The sequence below is a fragment of the Thalassospira sp. genome (genome assembly GCF_002709775.1).
In the GTDB taxonomy this organism is placed as follows: domain Bacteria; phylum Pseudomonadota; class Alphaproteobacteria; order Rhodospirillales; family Thalassospiraceae; genus Thalassospira.
This window is the reverse complement of sequence record NZ_PAQR01000058.1, coordinates 37,199-57,729: the sequence shown is the minus strand read 5'-3', so window position 1 is coordinate 57,729 and position 20,531 is coordinate 37,199. Positions and strand designations below refer to the sequence as shown.

15 protein-coding genes are annotated in these 20,531 nt (G+C 55.7%); 12 read left to right on the top strand and 3 right to left on the bottom strand.

Going from position 1 to position 20,531, the window contains the following annotated elements; all coding sequences use genetic code 11:
* The first annotated feature begins 112 nt into the window (after positions 1-112).
* The 4 genes from CMO10_RS18050 (at position 113) to pcaB (ending at position 4,466) form a co-directional block, all read left to right on the top strand.
* Positions 113-967 (top strand): CoA transferase subunit A, encoded by an 855-nt coding sequence (locus CMO10_RS18050; RefSeq protein WP_297024727.1) that lies wholly within the window; start codon positions 113-115, stop codon positions 965-967.
* Between the two features lie 14 nt (positions 968-981).
* Positions 982-1,755, top strand: a complete 774-nt coding sequence (locus CMO10_RS18045; RefSeq protein WP_044826851.1) for a CoA-transferase subunit beta — start codon at positions 982-984, stop codon at positions 1,753-1,755.
* Between the two features lie 23 nt (positions 1,756-1,778).
* Positions 1,779-2,984 (top strand): 3-oxoadipyl-CoA thiolase, encoded by a 1,206-nt coding sequence (gene pcaF, locus CMO10_RS18040; protein ID WP_297024726.1) that lies wholly within the window; start codon positions 1,779-1,781, stop codon positions 2,982-2,984.
* Between the two features lie 144 nt (positions 2,985-3,128).
* A complete protein-coding gene (gene pcaB, locus CMO10_RS18035; RefSeq protein ID WP_297024725.1) occupies positions 3,129-4,466 on the top strand; it encodes a 3-carboxy-cis,cis-muconate cycloisomerase in 1,338 nt (445 codons plus the stop codon).
* Positions 4,467-4,534: 68 nt separating this feature from the next.
* Here the strand turns inward: pcaB and CMO10_RS18030 are convergent, their stop codons facing one another.
* Complete coding sequence (locus CMO10_RS18030) at positions 4,535-5,017, bottom strand: GNAT family N-acetyltransferase (RefSeq protein WP_297024724.1); 483 nt, start codon at positions 5,015-5,017, stop codon at positions 4,535-4,537.
* A gap of 321 nt (positions 5,018-5,338) precedes the next feature.
* Here CMO10_RS18030 and CMO10_RS18025 point away from each other — a divergent pair, with 321 nt between their 5' ends.
* The 3 genes from CMO10_RS18025 (at position 5,339) to CMO10_RS18015 (ending at position 7,419) form a co-directional block, all read left to right on the top strand.
* Entirely contained in the window at positions 5,339-5,563 is a 225-nt protein-coding gene (locus CMO10_RS18025) for a YgaP family membrane protein (protein ID WP_044826848.1), read from the top strand.
* A gap of 159 nt (positions 5,564-5,722) precedes the next feature.
* A complete protein-coding gene (locus CMO10_RS18020) occupies positions 5,723-6,136 on the top strand; it encodes a protein tyrosine phosphatase family protein (protein ID WP_044826914.1) in 414 nt (137 codons plus the stop codon).
* A 65-nt stretch (positions 6,137-6,201) separates the two neighbouring features.
* The gene (locus tag CMO10_RS18015) at positions 6,202-7,419 is read left to right on the top strand and encodes a peptidase C39 family protein (RefSeq protein WP_297024723.1); all 1,218 of its coding nucleotides are present in this window, start codon (positions 6,202-6,204) and stop codon (positions 7,417-7,419) included.
* A gap of 41 nt (positions 7,420-7,460) precedes the next feature.
* Here CMO10_RS18015 and CMO10_RS18010 read toward each other — a convergent pair whose 3' ends face one another.
* A complete protein-coding gene (locus tag CMO10_RS18010; protein WP_297024722.1) occupies positions 7,461-9,431 on the bottom strand; it encodes a GNAT family N-acetyltransferase in 1,971 nt (656 codons plus the stop codon).
* Positions 9,432-9,722: 291 nt separating this feature from the next.
* Between CMO10_RS18010 and CMO10_RS18005 the strand changes: the two genes are divergently transcribed.
* Both CMO10_RS18005 and CMO10_RS18000 read left to right on the top strand, forming a co-directional pair.
* Positions 9,723-11,729, top strand: coding sequence for an autotransporter assembly complex protein TamA (locus CMO10_RS18005; protein WP_297024721.1), 2,007 nt, complete (start codon positions 9,723-9,725; stop codon positions 11,727-11,729).
* A complete protein-coding gene (locus CMO10_RS18000; RefSeq protein ID WP_297024720.1) occupies positions 11,726-16,162 on the top strand; it encodes a translocation/assembly module TamB domain-containing protein in 4,437 nt (1,478 codons plus the stop codon). The genes CMO10_RS18005 and CMO10_RS18000 overlap by 4 nt, the downstream gene beginning before the upstream one ends.
* Before the next feature lie 13 nt (positions 16,163-16,175).
* Here the strand turns inward: CMO10_RS18000 and CMO10_RS17995 are convergent, their stop codons facing one another.
* Positions 16,176-17,060, bottom strand: coding sequence for a MurR/RpiR family transcriptional regulator (locus CMO10_RS17995; protein ID WP_297024719.1), 885 nt, complete (start codon positions 17,058-17,060; stop codon positions 16,176-16,178).
* Between the two features lie 483 nt (positions 17,061-17,543).
* On the opposite strand from CMO10_RS17995, the gene CMO10_RS17990 reads away from it, so the two are divergent.
* From CMO10_RS17990 to CMO10_RS17980, 3 genes are all read left to right on the top strand, one after another.
* Complete coding sequence (locus CMO10_RS17990; RefSeq protein ID WP_297024718.1) at positions 17,544-18,065, top strand: TRAP transporter small permease; 522 nt, start codon at positions 17,544-17,546, stop codon at positions 18,063-18,065.
* Complete coding sequence (locus CMO10_RS17985; protein ID WP_044826845.1) at positions 18,062-19,342, top strand: TRAP transporter large permease; 1,281 nt, start codon at positions 18,062-18,064, stop codon at positions 19,340-19,342. The genes CMO10_RS17990 and CMO10_RS17985 overlap by 4 nt, the downstream gene beginning before the upstream one ends.
* Positions 19,343-19,440: 98 nt before the next feature.
* The gene (locus CMO10_RS17980; RefSeq protein WP_297024717.1) at positions 19,441-20,496 is read left to right on the top strand and encodes a TRAP transporter substrate-binding protein; all 1,056 of its coding nucleotides are present in this window, start codon (positions 19,441-19,443) and stop codon (positions 20,494-20,496) included.
* The last annotated feature ends 35 nt before the right edge of the window (positions 20,497-20,531 follow it).

Here is a 20,531-nt window from a genome sequence, read left to right as displayed (position 1 = left end):
CCGCTGCTTTGGGGAAAGCCGGCGGTCGCAGCCATCGACCAAATTTCCTGCAAAGCTGCGGCAGTTGCCCAGCATTCGTATTGTTTTGGATTGATACCACAGGAGTTTTGCCGTGGTTGCACGTTTCATGTCGCTTAAAGAGGCGGTCGCATCCTGCGTCAAGGATGGCGACACCATTTCGATGGAAGGCTTCACCCATCTGATCCCGCATGCTGCCGGACACGAAATCATTCGTCAGGGCATCAAGGACCTGACCCTGATCCGCATGACGCCCGATATGATCTATGATCAGCTGATCGGTGCCGGTTGTGCCAAAAAACTGATCTTTTCCTGGGGTGGTAACCCCGGCGTCGGCTCGCTGCACCGTCTGCGCGATGCCTATGAGAAGGAATGGCCGACCAAGCTCGAGATCGAAGAACACAGCCACGCTGCGATGGCAAATGCCTATGACGCGGGTGCTGCTGGCCTGCCTTGCGCAGTGTTCAAGGGCTATCGCGGGGCGGAATTGCCGCGCGTAAACCCGAACATCAAGTTCATCGAATGCCCGTTCACCGGTGAAAGCCTGGCGGCTGTTCCGGCGATCCGCCCGGATGTCACCGTGGTGCACGCACAGAAAGCCAACAAAAAGGGCGACGTTCTGTTTGAAGGCATTGTCGGTGTTCAGAAAGAAGCCGTTCTGGCAGCAAAGAAATCGATCATCACCGTCGAAGAGATTGTCGATGATTTCGGCGATATCTCGCCCAATGCTGTCATGCTGCCGAACTGGGCGGTGACCGCAATTGTCGAAGTGCCGGGCGGGGCGCATCCGTCTTATGCCCAAGGCTACTACAAGCGCGACAACGCGTTCTATAAGGCATGGGATCCGATTGCCCGTGATCGCGAAGCGTTCCAGGCCTGGATCGAAGAGCATGTCATTAACGGCGGTCCCGAAGATTTCGCGGCCAAGCGTGAAGCAAACAAAGGCTAAGCGGAGGAAAAATCATGGTTGAATATACCCCGACTGAAATGATGACGGTATCCGCCGCACGCGCGCTTAAGAACGACGATGTGTGCTTTGTTGGCATCGGTATGCCGTCAGCTGCGTGTAACCTTGCGCGCCTGACCCATGCGCCCGACATTACCCTGATCTATGAAAGTGGCACGATCGGTACAAAGCCGGATGTCCTGCCGCTGTCGATCGGTGATGGCGAGCTTTGCGAAACCGCTGTGAACACCGTCGCCGTGCCGGAAATGTTCCGCTACTGGCTGCAGGGCGGCAAGATTTCGGTTGGCTTCCTTGGTGCGGCCCAGCTCGACAAGTATGGCAACATCAACACCACCGTCATCGGTGATTACGACAACCCCAAGGTCCGTCTGCCGGGCGGTGGCGGTGCGCCGGAAATTGCGACCAGCTGTGGTGAAGTCTTCCTCGTCATGAAGCAAAGCAAACGCGGCTTCGTGAACAAGATCGATTTCGTGACATCGCTTGGTCATGGCAAGGGTGGTGATGACCGCGCATCTTACGGCGTTGATACGAAAGGTCCGTCGCGTCTGATTACCGATCTTTGCATCATGGAACCGCATCCGGTCGGCAAGCAATTCGTTGTGACGTCGATCCATCCGGGCGTAACCCGCGAAGAAATCATCGAAAATACCGGTTGGGATGTTGAGTTCGCCGACGAAGTCGCCGAAACTGCGATCCCGTCCGAGAAAGAATTGCAGGTTCTGCGTGAACTGCATGCTCGTACTGCTAAGGCCCATGGGGACCAGCAGTAAGAGCAATAAAAAGGATCTTAGAAATGGCTGACGCATATATTTGCGATTACATCCGCACCCCGATTGGCCGCTTTGGTGGCAGCCTGTCGCAGGTGCGTGCCGATGATCTTGGTGCCATTCCGCTAAAAGCGCTGATGGATCGTAACCCGGATCTGGATTTTGCCGCTGTTGACGACATCGTCTTTGGCTGTGCCAACCAGGCTGGTGAAGATAACCGCAACGTTGCGCGTATGTCCGCACTTCTGGCTGGTCTGCCGGAAACTGTGACTGGCACCACGGTCAACCGTCTGTGCGGTTCGGGCATGGATGCGATCATTATGGCGGCGCGCGCGATCAAGTCGGGCGAAGCCGAACTGATGATTGCTGGCGGCGTTGAAAGCATGTCACGTGCGCCGTTTGTCATGCCAAAGGCGTCTTCGGCCTTTTCGCGCAATGCGGAAATCTATGACACCACCATTGGCTGGCGGTTCGTGAACCCGGTGATGAAGAAACAGTACGGCGTGGATTCCATGCCCGAAACCGGCGAAAACGTTGCCGAGGATTTCAACATCTCGCGCGAAGATCAGGATGCCTTTGCTGCTCGTTCGCAGGATAAGGCGGTCGCCGCACAGGAAAATGGCAACTTGGGCGAGGAAATCACCCCGGTCACCATACCGCAGCGTAAAGGCGATGCTATTGTCGTGGACAAGGATGAACATCCGCGCCCGGGTACCACGGCCGAAAAACTTGCCAAATTGCCGACCCCGTTCCGCGAAGGCGGCTCGGTCACGGCAGGCAATGCATCAGGTGTGAATGACGGTGCCGCAGCGCTGATCGTCGCATCAGAAGCCGCGGTCAAGAAATATGGCCTGACCCCGATTGCACGCGTTGTTGGAGGTGCGACCGCCGGTGTCGCGCCGCGCATCATGGGCTTTGGCCCGGCCCCGGCAAGCAAAAAGCTTCTCGCACGCCTTGGCTGGTCGACCGATCAGCTCGACGTGATCGAACTGAACGAGGCCTTTGCATCCCAAGGGTTGGCGACGCTTCGTGATCTTGGCATTGCCGATGATGATGCACGTGTGAACCCGAATGGTGGCGCGATTGCGCTTGGACATCCGCTCGGCATGTCTGGTGCACGTATCACCGGCACCGCAGCCCTTCAGATGAAACGCAGCGGTGGCAAGCGTGCGCTGGCGACCATGTGCATTGGCGTTGGCCAGGGCATCGCGATTGCGCTTGAAGCTGTCTGAGCCTGATGGCGATTGATTTTTGAAAGGTGCCCCTGTACCGGTTAACGGGCAGGGGCTTCTTTTTGCGTTATTGACCAATATGGTTGCTGGCGCGAGACTGGACCATATTGAATTTACACCTGTTTGAACGGTGGATGACCCCTGATGAGCGTTTCGCCTTTTGACTCGGCCTTGCTTGGAAATCTGTTTTCCGATCCGGAAATTGCCGCCCTGTTTGAAGACCGGGCACAGATTTCATCGATGCTGCTTTTTGAATCGGCCCTTGCCGCGGCCGAGGCACGCGCAGGCCTGATCCCCAAGGAAAGTGCCACGCGCATCGCCGAAGTCTGCCGCGATTTTACCCCGGACCCAGCCACTCTTGCGGCCGGAACTGCAAGTGCTGGTGTGCCTGTGCCAGCCCTTGTAAAGGCGCTTAAGGCCGAAATTGGCGGTGAAGATGCACGATATGTTCATTTCGGTGCCACCAGTCAGGATGTGGTTGATACCGCCCTTGTTTTGCAGCTGCGCGATGCGATTGCGATCATTCGCCGCCGTATTCGCAAGCTCGCCAAGGCGCTTTCGGCCCATGCCGATGCCCATCGCAAAACGGTGATGATCGGGCGCACCCGTTCGCAACAGGCTGTGCCGACAACATTTGGTCTTAAGGCTGCCGGGTGGCTGGCACCACTTGTGCGCATTGATCGCCGGATCGAAAGCCTGGCTTCCGATTTGCTTCGCGTTTCGTTTGGCGGGGCGGCGGGAACACTGGCCTCCATCGGGGACAAGGCCCCGGAAGTCGAAAGCAATCTCGCCGAGGAACTTGATCTTCCGCTGGCCGATATGCCCTGGCATGCCCAGCGCGATGGACTTGTCGATTTCGCCAGCCAACTGACATCCCTGACCGGTGCGCTTGGTAAAATGGGGCAGGATCTGGTCCTGCTGGCACAGTCCGAAATTGCCGAAGTCCAGCCGGGCAAGGGCGGTGGATCATCGACCATGCCGCACAAGTCCAACCCGGTGCAGGCAGAAATGCTGGTTACTCTTGCGCGTTTCAATGCCGGGCAGCTTGGCACCTTTGCCCAGTCGCAACTGCATGATCATGAACGCTGCGGGGCAAGCTGGCTTCTGGAATGGTTGACCCTGCCACAAATCATGATGGCGACTGGTACGGCCTTGGCACAAGCGGTTGAGATGGCGCCGGACCTTAAAATCAATACGGAACGGATGGCCGAAAACCTTGAGCTATCGCGTGGTGCCATGCTGGCAGAGGCCGCAACATTTTCCCTTGCTGATCACATTGGTCGGGATGCGGCGGACAAGCTGGTCAAGGAAGCCGTTGCCAATTCGGCGGCCAATCAGAGCAATCTGTTTGACGAACTGCCGAAACTGACTGACGCGCCGGTCGATTGGGATCAGGTTCGCGATCCGGTGAACTATATCGGTCAGGCCGATCTGTTTATTGATCGGGTGCTGAGTTCCGCACGGCGTGGATTGCGCGATTAAGCAAAGAAAAGGCTGCCGACGGGCAGCCTTTTTTATTACGGTGTTGCGCGTTGGGGTAAGGATGGGCGTCAGGTCCGGGGCCGCAAACGTTTTTCAACGGCATAGTTATGGATCGGTACACCGCGCAGTTCGAAGTCACGCCGTTCGACGACGGAAAAACCCTGTTTCAGCATAAACGACTTCGCCAGCTCGCTGGCCTCGCAGTAAAGCTTGCCGATGCCAAGTTCCATGGCCTTGGTTTCGAGCGCGTCATAAAGTGTCTGAACCTGGCCGGTGCCCGCAATGTCCGGGCTGGCATACAGAAACCGGATATGGCCATCGGCTTCAACATCGGTAAAGCCGACCGGTTCGTCATTTTCGTTGGTCGCAACAAAAGTGACGCGGCCATCATTCATGATTTCGCACAGTTGTTCTGGCGTCGGGCAGAGTTCGGACCAGACGGCAATCTGTTCCGGGCCATAGGCACGCGTTGCCAGTTCGTGAACTGCGCGATGGAAAACCGCAATCAGGGCAGGGGCGTCGCTATCTTGAAAAGGTCGGATGGTGATCACGATATGCCATCCTGTGCTTTAACAGGTTGAAACGCAACGATCTTTTATCGCGTGAATTGCCCCGTGATCTGCTTGGACAAATCATTGTATCTCGCGGTTGAACGCAAGCTGGTGAAGACGTGAAAAGACACGAACGATTTCCCTGATGTTTTTGATTTTGATCGCTTTTTGCACGGTCAAATCGCAAAGGCAAGGCTTCTTCTATTCGTTTGGATAATTTACGCACCAACGGTTAGGCGCATTGATTCTTATCAATGAAGAACAATAGTTCATAATGTTATGTAATGAGGACAAGCAATAACCTTTCCCAAGGAGGAATATATGGCAAATGTTGGAACTCTGGACCGCCTCGTACGTGCAATTGCCGGTGTTGTTTTGCTGGCTCTGCCGTTTGTTTCAGCAGGCCCCGAAGATGGTGGCATGGCCTATGGCGTATATGGTTGGGTGATGATTGCTGCTGGCGTTGTCATGCTGGTGACGGCGGCTTTGCGCTTCTGCCCGCTTTACATGCTGTTTGGTCTGCGGACCTGCCCGCTTTCGAAATAGCGCGATAAACGGCGTTTGAGACCGGAATATTCCGTTCGATCTGTTGTTGTGTGAACGTTATGCTGGCATCCGTACCTTTGTACGGTATGCTGCGTATATGTGCTGTTGATGCCTGACCAATCGGGCGCGGCGACCAGCAACGACGAACGGAATATAAAAATGAAACGCCTGAGTGATGAACTGACTGTATCCCCGCAAATGCCGCTTGAGGCGATTGACCAAATCGCTGCGGCCGGGTTCAAAACCATCATCTGCAATCGTCCGGACGGCGAAGATCCGGGACAGCCTTCTTTTTCTGAAATTGCTGCCAAGGCCGAAGCCGCCGGTATGAAGGCGATTTTCCAGCCGGTTGCGAGTGGCAATGTTTCCGATGCGGATGCAGACGCCTTTGGCGCCAATCTGGCAGCCGCCGAGAAGCCCGTCTTCGCCTATTGCCGCAGTGGCACGCGTTGCACCATTCTTTGGTCGCTGGCCAATGCCGGGCAAATGCCGGCAGGTGACATCATCAAGGCTGCGGCTGATGCCGGCTATGATATGGCCCCGCTCGCCCCACGGATTGCAGCACGCGGCTAAGCCGTTTGAATGTGCAGGTTATGCGGTGCGTTGCTGTGCAAAAAACGCAGTGAGCATCGCATAAATTGCACTATACCTTTGGTGCGTTTCATGACGATATGTCCGCGCATGCTGTCTTTGGCATGGTTTTATCAAGTGATACCGGTATGACGTCAAACGCAGACCAACTCCCAGACATCCGATTTCGACCGGCCAAGAGCGATGATCTTGATGCGCTGTGCGAAATTGAAAACCGGTCCTTTGACGTTGACCGACTGAACCGGCGTGCCTTCAAACGCTTTATCGGCAGTGAAACCGCACGTTTGACTGTGGCCGAAACCGGTGAAGGGACCGTTGTCGGCTATGCGCTGGTGATCTTTCGCCGCAATGTCGCGCTTGCGCGGCTTTATTCCATGGCGGTGTCACTCGATCAACGCGGGCAGGGGATTGGTCGCGCCCTGATCGCTCAGGCCGAGGAACTCAGCCTTGATTTCGGTGCGCCGATCCTGCGTCTTGAAGTCAGTCAGAAAAACCCGCATGCGATCGGCTTGTTTGCTGCAAACGGCTACCGCGAGTTCGCCCTTTATCCCGATTACTATCCCGATCATAGCAACGCCCTTCGCATGGAAAAGGTGCTGGTGCCAAACGCCATGCGTCTGCCATCGCCGATCCATTTCTATCACCAGACCTTGCCATTCACCTGTGGTCCGGCGGCCCTGATGATGGCGATGAATGCGCTGGATCAGGACATCGAACTTGATCGCAATCTTGAAATCGCGCTGTGGCGTGAAGCGACCACGATATTTATGACATCCGGGCATGGTGGCTGTGGCCCGCTTGGGTTGGCGCTTGCGGCACACAAACGCGGCTTTGACGCCGAGGTCCTCAGTAGCCGCGATGGGCCCTTATTTGTCGATACCGTTCGAAAGCCGAAAAACCGTGAAGTGGTCGAACTGGTGCATTACGACTTTGCCCGTCAGGCAGCTGACGCTGGTATTCCGGTGACGACCGGCCCGTTTGGTGTGGCCGAGATCGAAGAGCGCACCAAACAAGGCAAGATGGCACTGGTTCTGATCAGCCAGTACCGCATTTACGGTGACAAGATCCCGCATTGGGTGGTGGTGTCGGGCTTTGATGACCGGTTCGTCTATATCAGCGATCCCGACATTGGCGAGGACCATGAGCCCTTTACCGGAAGCGATTGCCTGTCCGTCCCCATCCTGCGCCAGGAATTCGATCTGATGGCGCGCTATGGTCGCGACAAGCTGCAAGCCGCTGTCTTCATTGACAAAAAGGCCGGGTAAAACCCGGCCATTTTATGTGTCTGCAATCCACTGCAATCCGCTTATGGCCGCGCGATCTTGCCCAGAAGATGGGCAATGATCCGGCGATACAGATCCATGCCCAGCACTACGTCTTCGACACCGGCATCGATATTCGGGTTGTCATTCACCTCGATCACCATCGGGCCGTGCGGTGTTTCCTTGACGTCCACACCATAAAGGCCATCACCCATCAGGCGGGCAGACGCAAGGGCCGTAGCGACGATGTCGGCCGGGGCCTGTTCGACGGGCAAGGTTTCAAATCCGCCTTCCTCAAAGCTTTTGCCGTCATCTTCATGTTTGACGATCTGCCAGTGGCCCGGCGCCATGAAATAGCGGCTGGCAAAAATAGCCTCACCACCCAGAACACCAATACGCCAGTCAAAGGTGGTTTCGACATATTCCTGAATGACGAGAAGTTCGGAGTTTTTGAACATCTCGGTCGCAACTTCATTAAGGTGCTCTGGTGATTTCACCTTGCGCACCCCGCGCGAGAAACAACCATCCGGCACCTTCAGAACCGATGGGAAGCTGAACTGCTGGCCGATCTCGGCAATGCGGCGTTTGTCAAAGATCGCACTTTTTGGGGCCGGGATACGGTGGGTGCGCAGCAACTCGGCCAAGTAGACTTTGTTGGTACAACGCAGCATCGAGTCCGGATCATCAATCACCGGCATGCCTTCCTTCACCGCACGCTTGGCAAAGCGATAGGTATGGTGATCAAGGGCCGTGGTTTCTCGGATCAAAAGGGCATCAAATTCCGAAAGATGATGAAAATCCTTTGCCGTAATCAACTCGGCCTTCGCCCCAAGGTCGGATGCGGCCTGCACGAAATTGGCCAGCGCCTCCTTGTCTGACGGGGGCAGGACTTCATCCGGGTCATGCAGGATCGCGACAAGGGCGGTCGGCGGGGTGACGTTGCCCTGTTTGCGCACACGCCCGCGTAGATAGGCACGCAAGGCGGCTTCGAACTCGGCAAGGTTGCTGTCATCAAGCTGATTGAGCGATGGGGCTTCGATTTCGCGCAGGATCTTGCGGTCTTGCCGATTAAGATGCAGGCGCAGGATCGGGCAGCGGAACTGATCAAAGGCGCGTTCGCCGATCTGCCGGAATTTCTTGTTTGCCGTGCGCCCGAAATAGACATCGATATGATCCGGGGCCTGTTCCGGTGTCTGGCCCGATTTTTCCAGTGCCTCAATGATTTGCGGGCTGAGCTCGGAACGTGCGGTTTTCTGCAAGCGTTTCCAGTTCAGGTCCAAAAGAACATCGGCCTCGGGAATGACACGTTCTGCCCGGGCTGCGGCCAGCAAGCTGCAATAATACCCGCGCGACAGATATTCATAGGACTGGCAAAGGTTGATGACACGCCGGTTGCGCACCCCGTGATCAAGGGCAAGATAATCGCGGACCCGCATCACACGTGCACCCGACACGGCAAAGCGTTGATCCGACAGACGATCAACCAGAATCAGTGGCGCACCGGTGGCAACAGCCGGGGTGACAGTGCCTTCGCCGTCATAAAGCGCATGTTCAAGCCTGATGCCATCACCACCATCTTCGTAATAGCCCGGAAGTTCGGCAATCTGGACATAGCCATGACGTTCATAAAGATTGCGCGCGGTTTCGTTGGAAATGCGCACTTCAAGGCGCATGCGCGTGCATCCCGCATCCATCGCAAGGTTTTCAAGCCCGGCCAGAAGTTGTGTGCCCAAGCCCTTGCCGCGCCAGTCTTTTGCTATTGCCAGCGAGTAAATCCGCGCCGTCACCGTATTGGTGCGCAGCAACAGCAAGCCATAGCCGACAATCTCGGGATGATCGGCATCGCCGGCATCCGCAACAAGGAGGCGCGCACTGGCCTGACGCAGGAAGCGCGAGAAAGATGCGCGCGAGATCAGGTCACTTTCGAAATTGCCAGTCTCAAGGGCGCAAAGCCCATCAAGGTCGGCGCGAACGGCGGCACGGATAATGACAGTATTGGTCTGGCTCGAAGTCACTGTGCGGCTCTCGTGCGATGGGGTGTGGCAAACATGTTGCGCTCAACTCCCGGTACGCTCAAAGATAAAATGTCACAAGCGCATTTATCGTTCATAGCCATGCCATTTTTTCATGGATGATGGCACAGGTCACACTCGACCAGCGCGACGAATGAAAATATGGTGTTTTCAAAAGACTGCTGTGAAACATTTAATGATCCTGATCGTTTGAACCTATATGGAAAAGACGATCAAAAAATCAGGTTCACACGTATCATCCTGGGGAAGTGAACCGTTCAAGGGCACGATGGTTTGAATAAGCGCATCCAACAAAAAGTCCCGTTCGCCGGGCGCCGGATTGCAGTCGTTCCGCTTTTGTTGGCGGGAACGATGCTGTCGGCATGCGCTTCAGACGAAGGCTTGAACGGTGTGCTCGGGTTCGGAAGCGGGTCTGACAACCAGATTGTGCAAGATGATCTGCAATCAACCATCCCCTATGAAGTCGAAATCACCGGCATTGATCCACAGGAAGAAAACCTGATTGCTGCCCTGGAAGCGGTGAGTACCGCACGCAGACTGCAATCGCGCCCGACCGCATCGCGCGCAGGCCTGCAGCGCCGGGCAGAGGATGATGTCGAACGTTTTCAGGCGGTCCTTCGGTCAAACGGCTTTTATGACGGTCAGATCACCTTTGATATCAAGGAAAAGGCAACCGAAAGCCCCGCGCCCGATGCCAACTCCGAGCCGGGGTCCGATCCGGTTGATGGTCAGTCCGGTAATGATGTGCTGGAGCCAACAACCGATCAGCCACAATCAGATCAGCCCACCCCGTTGGTGCTGACCTATAACATTGATGTCGGTACGCCTTATCTGATCGCTGCGGTCAATCTTGTGATCACGCGCCCCGACCGGGTGGTGGAACGTCACGCGACAGACGAAGAGCTTAAAAAGACCAATCTTGAAATCGGGCAGCGCGCCACCGCTGAGCCGATCATTCTGGGCGAGCAATACGCCGTCGACATTTTGCGCGAACAGGGATATCCGCTGGTCGAAGCTGGAAAACGCACCGTCATGGCCGATACTGCGCAAAAGACGATCACCATCAATTACGCCTTAAATACCGGACCATTGGCCAAGTTTGGCGATATCACGGTGAACGGTGCGCAGGATGTCGATGCCGACTTCATCGCGGGTTATCACAGCTGGGAACCGGGCGAGCAATATCACCCCGATCAGGTGCGCACCACGCGTCGTGATCTTGCACAAACCAACCTGTTTGACAGTGTGATCGTCAAGGTCGCAGGGCCCGTCAAGGAAAACGGCGAAGTCCCGGTCGAGATTGATGTTGTTGAACGCAAGATGCGCTCCATCGGTGGCGGGGTCGATTTCTCAACCGCCGAAGGCCCCGGCGCCAATGCGTTCTGGGAACACCGCAACCTGTTTGGGGCAGGGGAACGCCTGCGGCTCGGCATTGATGTATCAAGCCTTGAGCAGGGCCTGTCGGCCGAATTCAAAAAACCGCAATTCCTTGAACGCCGTCAGTCATTCGTTGCCGAGGCCAATGCCAAGAATAACGATACCGACGCCTATAGCGGCTCAACCCTCGACAGCTTTGCCGGTATCGAACGGCCGCTTTGGGAAAACTGGACGGGAACGTTTGGTGTGACCGCTGAATATTCCGACCTGACCGGATCAGACTCCCCGAACGAGGAATTCTACCTTGCCGGTCTGCGCGGGATCCTGCGTCATGACAATACCGACAACCCGCTTGACCCGACCCGAGGCAACCGGTTTGAAGTCAATGTCTCGCCCTATATGGGCCTGACGGACAAGGACACCAATTTCACCACGGTGTCACTCGCCGGGTCGCAATATCTGTCGGTCGATGATGATGGCGACTACGTTTTCGCGGCCCGTGCACGCACCGGGACCATCATTGGCGAGGAACGTGGCAGCTTGCCATCGAACAAGCGGTTCTATTCCGGCGGTGGCGGATCGATCCGTGGCTATGAATACCAAAAGGTCGGGCCGCTTGATGACGAACATGATCCGTTGGGTGGGCGTGCGGTGCTTGAGCTCGGTGCCGAATTCCGCGCCCGCGTCACTGAAAGTTTTGGTGTCGTGCCGTTCATCGAAGGCGGCAACGTCTACGCCCGATCCGAGCCGGAAGACATTGATCTTTTGTGGGCGGCTGGTCTTGGCTTCCGCTATTACACGGCGGTCGGACCGTTGCGATTTGATGTCGCCGTGCCGCTTGATAAACGTGACAATGTTGATGACGACTATCAGTTCTATATCAGTCTGGGGCAGGCATTTTGACCGGGTCTGATACTTCACCACCGATTGACCCCAAACCTGCCACGCCGCGCCGTCAAAACCGGAAATGGCTGCGTTATACCGCCTATGGTGTTGGTGGAACCGTGCTTGGACTGGCTGGCGTGATTGCGGTGGCTGGCACAGGACCGGTTTTGCGCATGGCGACGCCCATGATCAATGAAACCGTGTCTGTGGCAACCGACAGCGAATTCGCGCTCGGTCGGATTGAAGGCAGTCTCTGGACCGGGTTGAGCCTTGATCAGCTCACCATGGATCGGGACACAGACGGTCTTCATCTTGATCTCAGTGATATCGCCTTTGACTGGTCGCCGTCGGCACTTCTGACCGGGCGCTTGCAAATTGATCGCGTCAGTTTGGCGACGGCCAATATCATATTGCCAGATGGCACGGGTTCCGAACCCGCCCCGGAAGAAGAGACCGAAGGCGGTGGTTTTGCGATGCCGCTTGCTGTGTCGCTCGATGCGCTTGAACTCGGCGAAATTGCCATTGTTGACCAACTGACTGGCAAGAGTTTCCTTTACAGCCTAAGCGGTCGGGCAAAGGTCGGAACGAACCTGTCTGCGACGGCCTTCCTTGATTTGCAGCCGCGCGACGGTGGCACCGATAAGGTTAAGCTTGATCTTTCCTTTGATGGACCAAGGCAACAACTGGCAGCCGAGGTAGATGGCGCGTTGGGTCATGACGGGCTTGTCATGACACTGGCCGGTGTTGATCCGGCAACGGCAACCGATATCAATATTGCCCTGCGCGGTGATGGCCCGGCCGATGACTGGAAAGGCACGCTTGACCTCTCGGCTGCGGGCTATGCCGCACTTCAAAGCGATATCGCCGTGCAACTGTCATCGGATGTTCTGGCATTTGGTCTTGATGGTGCGGTTGCGCCACAGGAACGCGTGCGTGAACAGCTGCCTGCGTCCTTGCGCAAGGACATCACCCTTGGCATTGGCGGGGCGTTTGATCAATCGGCCCAGACCCTTGCATTTGATCGCCTATCGATTGCGATGGCAGATGTGCTGTCACTATCTGGCTCAACCGAACTTGATCTTGATGAAAGCCTGATCACGGCCGATTTGGCTGCCGATGTTGATCCCGAAATGTCTGCACTTCTGGATGATGCCGTGTCGTGGGAAGAACTTGGGCTATCGCTTCAGGCCAATGGCGATCTTGCGATGCCAGCCGTGTCAGTGCGCGTGAATGGCCGGGATGTGAAAACGCCGGTTTCACGCATTGCCGATGTCGCCTTGCAGGCTGATATGGCAGCACCCGATGATCCTGATGATCCGCTTGACGCAGTGCTTGCGCTTTCGACGTCTGGTACGGATTGGGATGATGCCGGCCTCGGCGCGTTCTTGGGCGCCAATCAGGATCTGTCGCTTGATGTGCAGATGTCACCGGACTTTGCCGATATCGCGATCCGCAATCTGGCGCTGAATGTGCCGGAAATGACGCTGCGCGGGCAGGCGGATATCAGCGAGGATTTGGTTGTTACCACCTCTGACCTCGTTGCCGATATCCGCGATCTCGCGATTTTTGCCCCTATTTCGGGGCTTGATCTGCGTGGGCAGGGGCAGGTGGCATTGCCCGATCTGACCTGGTCCGAAGCAAACGGCCTTGAAACCGGGGTCGAGATTTCAGCCACACAGTCAGGCTTTGGCATTGCCGATCTTGATCGCATTGTCGGGACGGATCCAAGAATTACCGGCACTGTCACGCTGGCACCTGATCTTGATCTGACTGTTGATGTCAGCGCGCTTGAAACTGCGATGATTAACGGCCCATTGACCCTTCGCATCACCGAGGCGTTCGAGAAACTCGCCCTTGAAAGCACGCTTGATATTGCACCAAACGTTGTGCCGCCGGATCTCGGCATGGAAATGGCACCGGCGAAGCTGACGGCCAATCTTGACGGGGACCTTGCCGCACCGGCGGGAATGATCGAGTTGCGGGTGCCAAGCGTTGACGTTTCAGGCCAGTCATTTTCCGATGTCGTCCTTGCCAGTCGCATGAGCTGGTCGGATCAGGCCGTCCTGTCGATCGGCAATACCGGCAAGTTCACCTTTGGCAATCGCCCGTATCAGGTCAGCGCGAATATTGTCCTGCCCGACGATGCTTTGCGGGTCGAGGCGATCTCGCTTAAGGGCGAACATATCGCGCTAAATGGCGATCTTTCCTTGCCCGATTACAGCATTCCGATGCGTGGTGATTTTGCGCTTTCCAATCTGGATGCCGAATGGCTCGATCAGTTCGGGGCTAGCTTTATCAACGGAACTCTCGCCGCTGATATTGCGCTGCGCCCGGAAAACGGCCGTCAAAGCATCACGGCAAACGCATCGGCCCGGGGCTTGCGCATGGCTGGCGGTGATGATGCCAATCCGACAATGATCGAAGATGTCGAACTGACCGCAACAATTGGCAATGCGTTTGAAACCCCGGAAATCACCGCCGATCTTGAAGGGCGCGATATCACGGCGGGCACGGTTGCGATTAGTAAGGTGGCGCTTGAGGTCGACGGCGGGCTGGATGCGCTTGGCATTACCATGAACAGCACCGGGCTCTATCAGGGCAATGTGCCGCTTGAAACTGATCTGGTTGCGGATCTGTCGCTTGGCAATGATATCGTGGTTACCGCCAGCCGTCTGGATGCCGTGATCGGTGATCAGACAATTGGCCTGCGCAAACCGTTGGAATTCACCCTGCGCCAAAATGGCCGGCAGCAACTTGATGCCGACCTTACTGTCGGGACAGGGCATCTGGTTGCAACCCTTGATCAGGAAGCAGCGCAAAGATCGATTTCCGGCGAACTGCACCTCAATGATGTTGAGCTTGGCCCTTGGGGGCGGATATCCGGCTTTGACGGGTTGAGTGGTACGGCAAATCTTGATGCGAACCTGCGCGAAACGCGCGGGACCTTGCCAAATGCCGAGGTGCGTGGGCGCATTTCCGGCATTACGGCAAAGGCGGTCGCCGACCTTAAGCCGTTTGAGATGCTTCTTGATATCGCGCTTGCCGAAGGAAAACTTGCCGGTCAGGCATCGCTTGGCAATGGTGATATCGAGGCCCTGTCAGCCGAGGGGAATGTACCGCTTGCGATTTCCGTGCTTGAACAGGAATTCAGCCCGGATCTTGGCGCACCAGTGGCAGGACGCGTACGGCTAAATGGACAGATTGCCGAATTCTGGCCTTATGTCCCGGCGCCGGATCACCAGATGTCGGGCAAGATCAAGCTTGCGGTTGATGTCGATGGTACGCTGGATGACATTCGCTGGAACGGTGATATGGCGCTATCTGATGGACGCTATGAAAACCTTGAATACGGCACGATCCTTGATCAGATAACGCTGCAGGGCACGTTTGATCAGGCAGGCCTTTCCATTCCGTCCATCACGGCAACCGATGGCGGTAATGGCACGCTTGATGCGTCGGTTGATCTTGATCTGCTTGATGGTGGGGAAGTGCGCTATGACGTCGAGGCGGATTTGCGCAATGTCGCCCTGTCACGCAAGGATGAATTGCAATTCTGGGCCGATGTCCAAACCAGCGTCACCGGTTCGCAATCCGAAGCCGACATTCAAAGTACAGTTACCGTTCAGCGTGGCGAGGTCGATCTGACCTTGGCGTTGCCGGAATCTGTTCCAACGATTGAGATCGAGAACCTGCCTGACGCGTCACAAACCGAAAGCCAGCAAGAGGCTGAGGAAGCCGATAACGGCTTTAGCGGCAATCTTGATGTCACGGTCGATATTCCCGGCCGCCTGTTTGTCCGTGGCAAGGGACTTGATTCCGAATGGGGCGGGCGGCTTGAAATTGCCGGCACGACCGATGATCCGCGCATTACTGGGCAGTTGTCTGCACTCCGTGGGCAATTGGATGTGATCGGCAAGACCTTTGTTATTCGGGATTCCCAAATCACCTTTGCAGGGGCATCGCCACCCGATCCGATGCTTGATATCAAGGGGGTTTACACCACCGAAGACCTCGTCGTGACCGCCGGTTTTCAAGGCCCGTCAAGTGATCCGGAACTGGTGTTGACGTCCAACCCGTCACTGCCGGAAGACGAAATTCTGTCGCAGGTCCTGTTTGGGAAATCGCAGGGCAGCCTGTCTGCGGTCGAGGCCGTTCAACTGGCCAGCGCCGTCAATGAGCTGTCAGGCGGTGGGAGTGGTCTTGATGTCGTCGGCAGTATCCGACGTTTCATCGGGGCGGACGTTCTGCGCGTCGGTGGCGGTGAAAACGGGCCGGAGGTCAAGGTTGGTAAATACCTGACTGAAGGTGTCTATGTCGGCACCAAGGCCGGCTCCACCCCGGGATCAAGCGGTGTTGAAGTCGAAATCGAAGTCACGCCGAATATCAGCGTGACCAGCGAAAGTACCGAAATCGACAGCAAGGCTGGCGTTCAGTACAGGCTTGATTACTAGATGCAGAAGTCCCTTAGTCGCCAATCGGCTGGCGTCCGGTCGGGGGATTAAGGGTCAGCAGGGACGAACGAATGCGTCTCAGCTTTTCCTTGGCCTGATCGGGCATGCGTCGTGCGACCGCAGTTGCAATCACGTCAATCGTTGCCAGAAAGGCATGGCGTGTCGCGGTCGGTTTATAGATATCCGGGTTCTCAGGCATATTGATCGAGACAACAAGATCGCTTTCGGCTGCAAGCGGGCTGTCCGGATTGGTCAGGGAAATGACTGTTGCACCATATTGGCGGGCGATTGCCGCAGAATGGATGAGTTCCGTTGGGCGGCCACTGGTGGAAATGGCAAAGACAACGTCATCAGCGCCAAGCGTTGAGGCCAGCATGCGCTGCAAATAGCCGTCACTTTGTGATTGCGCCGGGATGCCCAGCCTGAAGAAACGGTTTGCGGCATCAAATGCCACCGTGGTCGAACCACCCCCGACACCCAAAAATGCAACCTGTCGTGCTTTGACCAGGATGTCTGCCGCCTGATCGATTTCGGCAGACGCAATCTGATCCCTTAACAGGCGCAAGTTATCAATGATAACGCCCAGAACATGGCTTGAAAGAACGTCTGCGGCCGTGGTGTCATCCGAAATATCTTCGGATGTCAGATACTGAATACTGACGGCAAGGTTTTGCGCCAGACGAATTTTAAAATCGCGAAACCCGTCGCAGCCGAGTGTCCGGCAAAAACGGATGACCGTCGGTTCACTGACCCCGACGTTCTTTGCAAGATCAGACAGGGCAATGGTCGTGACATCTTCCAGATGCGAACTGACATAGTCGGCAACGAGCTGTTCGCGGTTCGGGAACTTGCCGGACTGATTCCGTAAAAGGCTGATGATGTCGGCAGTTTGTTGCATGGAATCCATCCGTTTCGTCTCTCTGGTTGCGGATGCAGGAACGACACCCGATTGATAAATAGCCTTATTTCCGATTGCAGGCGATCACTTCTGTTTCAAGCCCAACGATTGCATTCGATTGAAATCGTCCTGTGCACGCAACAAATGACGATCACGTCCTTCGATATTAACCCGACCGAAATTGACCATGTAGTTATTGGCGGCGACGGTCGGTGTTTACGCTATTGAGCGCCAATTGGAGTTGATCGGGAATGGCGGCTTTGGCCTTGAATAAATTGAAAAATCTCTCTGGTTGAAGGTGGCCGATTTCGGTGTTGATTTCGATAGTGCAAAATGTAGTTAAGCTACTTATAGCATCGATAATAACGCAAATGCATGCGAAAAATGAAACTAAGGAGGTAAATCATGTAGACAAACTACAAAATGAGCATCAGTATGTAGAAAAATTACATAAAAGATTCATCAGCGGAGAGTTTGGCGAAGATGGCATTACGCCGTGTTGAAACCATTGCAGCAACCCTGAGCCGGTCCCTGAACTGGGGCGTGGAACGCATCATTGCCGTGTTGATGCTTGTTCTGGTCCTTGATGTCTGGCTGGGCGTTGTTGATCGATACATCTTTCATTGGCAGTTACCCTGGCCAGAAGAACTGGCGCGTTACCTGATGATCTGGGCTGCCCTTCTGGCGATTTCGGCCGGGATCGCGCGGCGCGAACATATCGGTATTGGCATGTTTGTTCTGTCCCTGCCGATGCCGATCCAGCGCACCGTCCTGTTTCTTGTCGATCTGATCGCACTTGCGGCCTTCCTGTATCTTGCAATTTACGGATTTGATTTTGCCGAAGGCGGTATGCGCCGTCAGGCGATGATCTTTGGTATGTCGCTTGCGCTGCCTTATGCGGCAGTCCCGGTATCGGCATTGCTTGCCGCTATTCAGCTTCTTCTTGTTGCCTTGCGTGATCAGGGCCGTTTCGTTCCGGTTGATCTTGCGGAGGGCGCAGAATGATCGTCGCCATTATCTTTGTCGTCCTGATGGTGCTGGGCATGCCGATCGGCTTTGCCCTTGGTGTTGCCGGTGTTGTCGGCCTGTTTGACATGGGCGGAGGGATGTTCCTGTCCCAGGGCCCAAGCAAGGTCTTTAACGGGCTGAATGTGTTTCCCTTCCTTGCCATGCCGTTCTTTATTCTGGCGGGCGAAATCATGAACCATATCGGCATTACCAGCCGGTTGGTGAAATTCGCGCAAGCCCTTGTCGGGCATATGCGCGGCGGGTTGGCGCACACCAATATGCTGGCGTCCGTCTTCTTTGCCGGTCTGACTGGTGCGGCGACCGCAGATGCCGCCGCATTTGGCAAGACGCTTGTGCCGGCCATGGTCGAACGTGGTTATCGTCGTGATTATGCCTGTGCCGTGACAGCGGCGGGGTCGATCATCGGCCCGACCATCCCGCCATCCGGTTTGATGGTTGTCTATGGATCGCTGATGGGCGTTTCGATCGGCGGGCTGTTTGCCGCGGGTATTTTGCCCGGTCTCATGATTTGTCTGATCTGCATGACGGTTATTGCCGTGACCGCACGTTCCAAGAACCTGCCGAAAAACGAACGCCGCGCATCGCTTCTGGAAGTCTGGAAGATTTTCAAATCATCGATCACAGCACTGATCATGCCATTGATCATTCTGGGCGGGATTCTTGGCGGTATTGTTACCCCGACAGAAGCCGCATCGGTCGCGGTTGCCTATGCCCTGTTTATTGGCGTGTTTGTCTATCGTGCGCTGAGCTTTGCTGATTTCTTCAGGATGCTGGTGCGTACAGCACGTGTGACCGGGGTGATCTTTGTCATCATTGCCTTTGCCTCGATCCTTGGTTGGTGGCTGAGCTTCAATCGCATCCCGCAAGAAGTCGCGACCATGGTGCTGGGCGTTTCGGAAAACCCCTATATCGTGATCTTCATGATTGTTGGGCTGCTTCTGATGATCGGTATGGTGATGGATATCAACGCCATCCTGATCATTCTGGCCCCGGTTCTGGTGCCGCTGACCATCCAGATCGGGATGGACCCGATCCATGCCGGGATCATCTTTATTCTTGCGCTCAACATCTCGCTGATGACGCCGCCTGTCGGGGCCTGTCTGTTTGTTCTGTCATCAGTCACCGGTGAAAAACTTGAAAAGATTGCCGCACAACTTTGGCCGTTTCTTCTGGCCGAACTGGGCGTGCTGTTCCTGTTTGCCTTCTGGTCGGACCTTGCACTCGTGATCCCGCGATTGCTTGGCTTCCGCTAGGCCGGCGGGATGAAAGACAGCCCCGGTCAGTCCGGGCCGGGGCACACATCACAACAATGCCGGACACCATAAAGTCGTTACATCAAGGAGAGGTATCAATGAAAACCGTAAAGCGTTTGGGCGCAGCCGCCCTTGCAACCGCGATGCTGATGGGCAGCACGTCCATGGCGTTTGCCGAGACCAAGGTTCTCAAATTCGCGCACGACAACAAGACCGACCCGTTTGAAAACCCGGCACATGCGTGCACTGCGGTGTTCGCCAACATTGTCGAAGCCGACACCAATGGTGAAATCGAAGTTGAAGTCTATCCGTCCAACCAGCTTGGTTCGGCGGCCGAACATGTTCAGATGGTGCGCGATGGTTTGATCCAGGGCACGCTGACCTCGACCGGTGCGTTGGCATCTTATTATCCGCGCATTGACGTTCTGAACCTTGCTTTTGCATTCGATAGCAACGCGTCGACCTATGATGTGTTTGACGGTCCGTTTGGCGAGACCCTTGCAAGCGACATCGAAAGCGAGCTTGGCGATGTGAAGGTGCTTGGCTTCCCTGATACCGGCGGGTTCTTTGCTGTGACCAACTCGCAGCATTCGATTGCAACCCTTGAAGATTTCGAAGGCATCCGCATTCGTACCATGTCGCTGCCGTCGCATCAGAAAATCATGCAGGCCCTTGGCGCCGAAGCATATCCGATGGCATGGGGCGAAGTTTATGCTGGCCTTCAGACCGGCGTAATCGATGGCCAGATGAACCCGGTTCCGACCGTGACTTTTGCCAAGTTCAACGAAGTGCAGGGGTATCTGACGCTTACCAACCACCTGTTCTCGCCATATACCATGATGCTTTCGAAGGCATTCTGGGATGACCTGACCGCCGAACAGCAGAAAATCATCCGCTATGCTGCCCAGTCTTGTGTGGTTGCCAGCCGCGGTGTGTCGCGCGTGATCGAGGCTTCTGATCGTGGTCTGGCCGGTCTTAAGGACAAAATGGAAATCACCGCCCTGTCGGCTGAAGACCGTGAAAAGTTCAAAGAGGCAACCCAGCCGGTCGTGGTCCAGCACGTTCAGGAAAGCCTTGGCGATGAAGGCGTGAAACTTCTGAACCTGTTTAAAGAAGAAGTCGAGAAGGCCAACGCCAACCGCTACATGGAATAAGCCATTCCAACTGCCGAAGGGGCGGGGATCTCGCC

Coding starts and splice junctions, on each gene's coding strand:
- CMO10_RS17990 (WP_297024718.1), top strand. CDS start 17,544: ATGGCATTACGCCGTGTTGAAACCATTGCAGCAACCCTGAGCCGGTCC.
- CMO10_RS17985 (WP_044826845.1), top strand. CDS start 18,062: ATGATCGTCGCCATTATCTTTGTCGTCCTGATGGTGCTGGGCATGCCG.
- CMO10_RS18045 (WP_044826851.1), top strand. CDS start 982: ATGGTTGAATATACCCCGACTGAAATGATGACGGTATCCGCCGCACGC.
- pcaB (WP_297024725.1), top strand. CDS start 3,129: ATGAGCGTTTCGCCTTTTGACTCGGCCTTGCTTGGAAATCTGTTTTCC.
- CMO10_RS18020 (WP_044826914.1), top strand. CDS start 5,723: ATGAAACGCCTGAGTGATGAACTGACTGTATCCCCGCAAATGCCGCTT.
- CMO10_RS17995 (WP_297024719.1), bottom strand. CDS start 17,060: ATGCAACAAACTGCCGACATCATCAGCCTTTTACGGAATCAGTCCGGC.
- CMO10_RS17980 (WP_297024717.1), top strand. CDS start 19,441: ATGAAAACCGTAAAGCGTTTGGGCGCAGCCGCCCTTGCAACCGCGATG.
- CMO10_RS18025 (WP_044826848.1), top strand. CDS start 5,339: ATGGCAAATGTTGGAACTCTGGACCGCCTCGTACGTGCAATTGCCGGT.
- pcaF (WP_297024726.1), top strand. CDS start 1,779: ATGGCTGACGCATATATTTGCGATTACATCCGCACCCCGATTGGCCGC.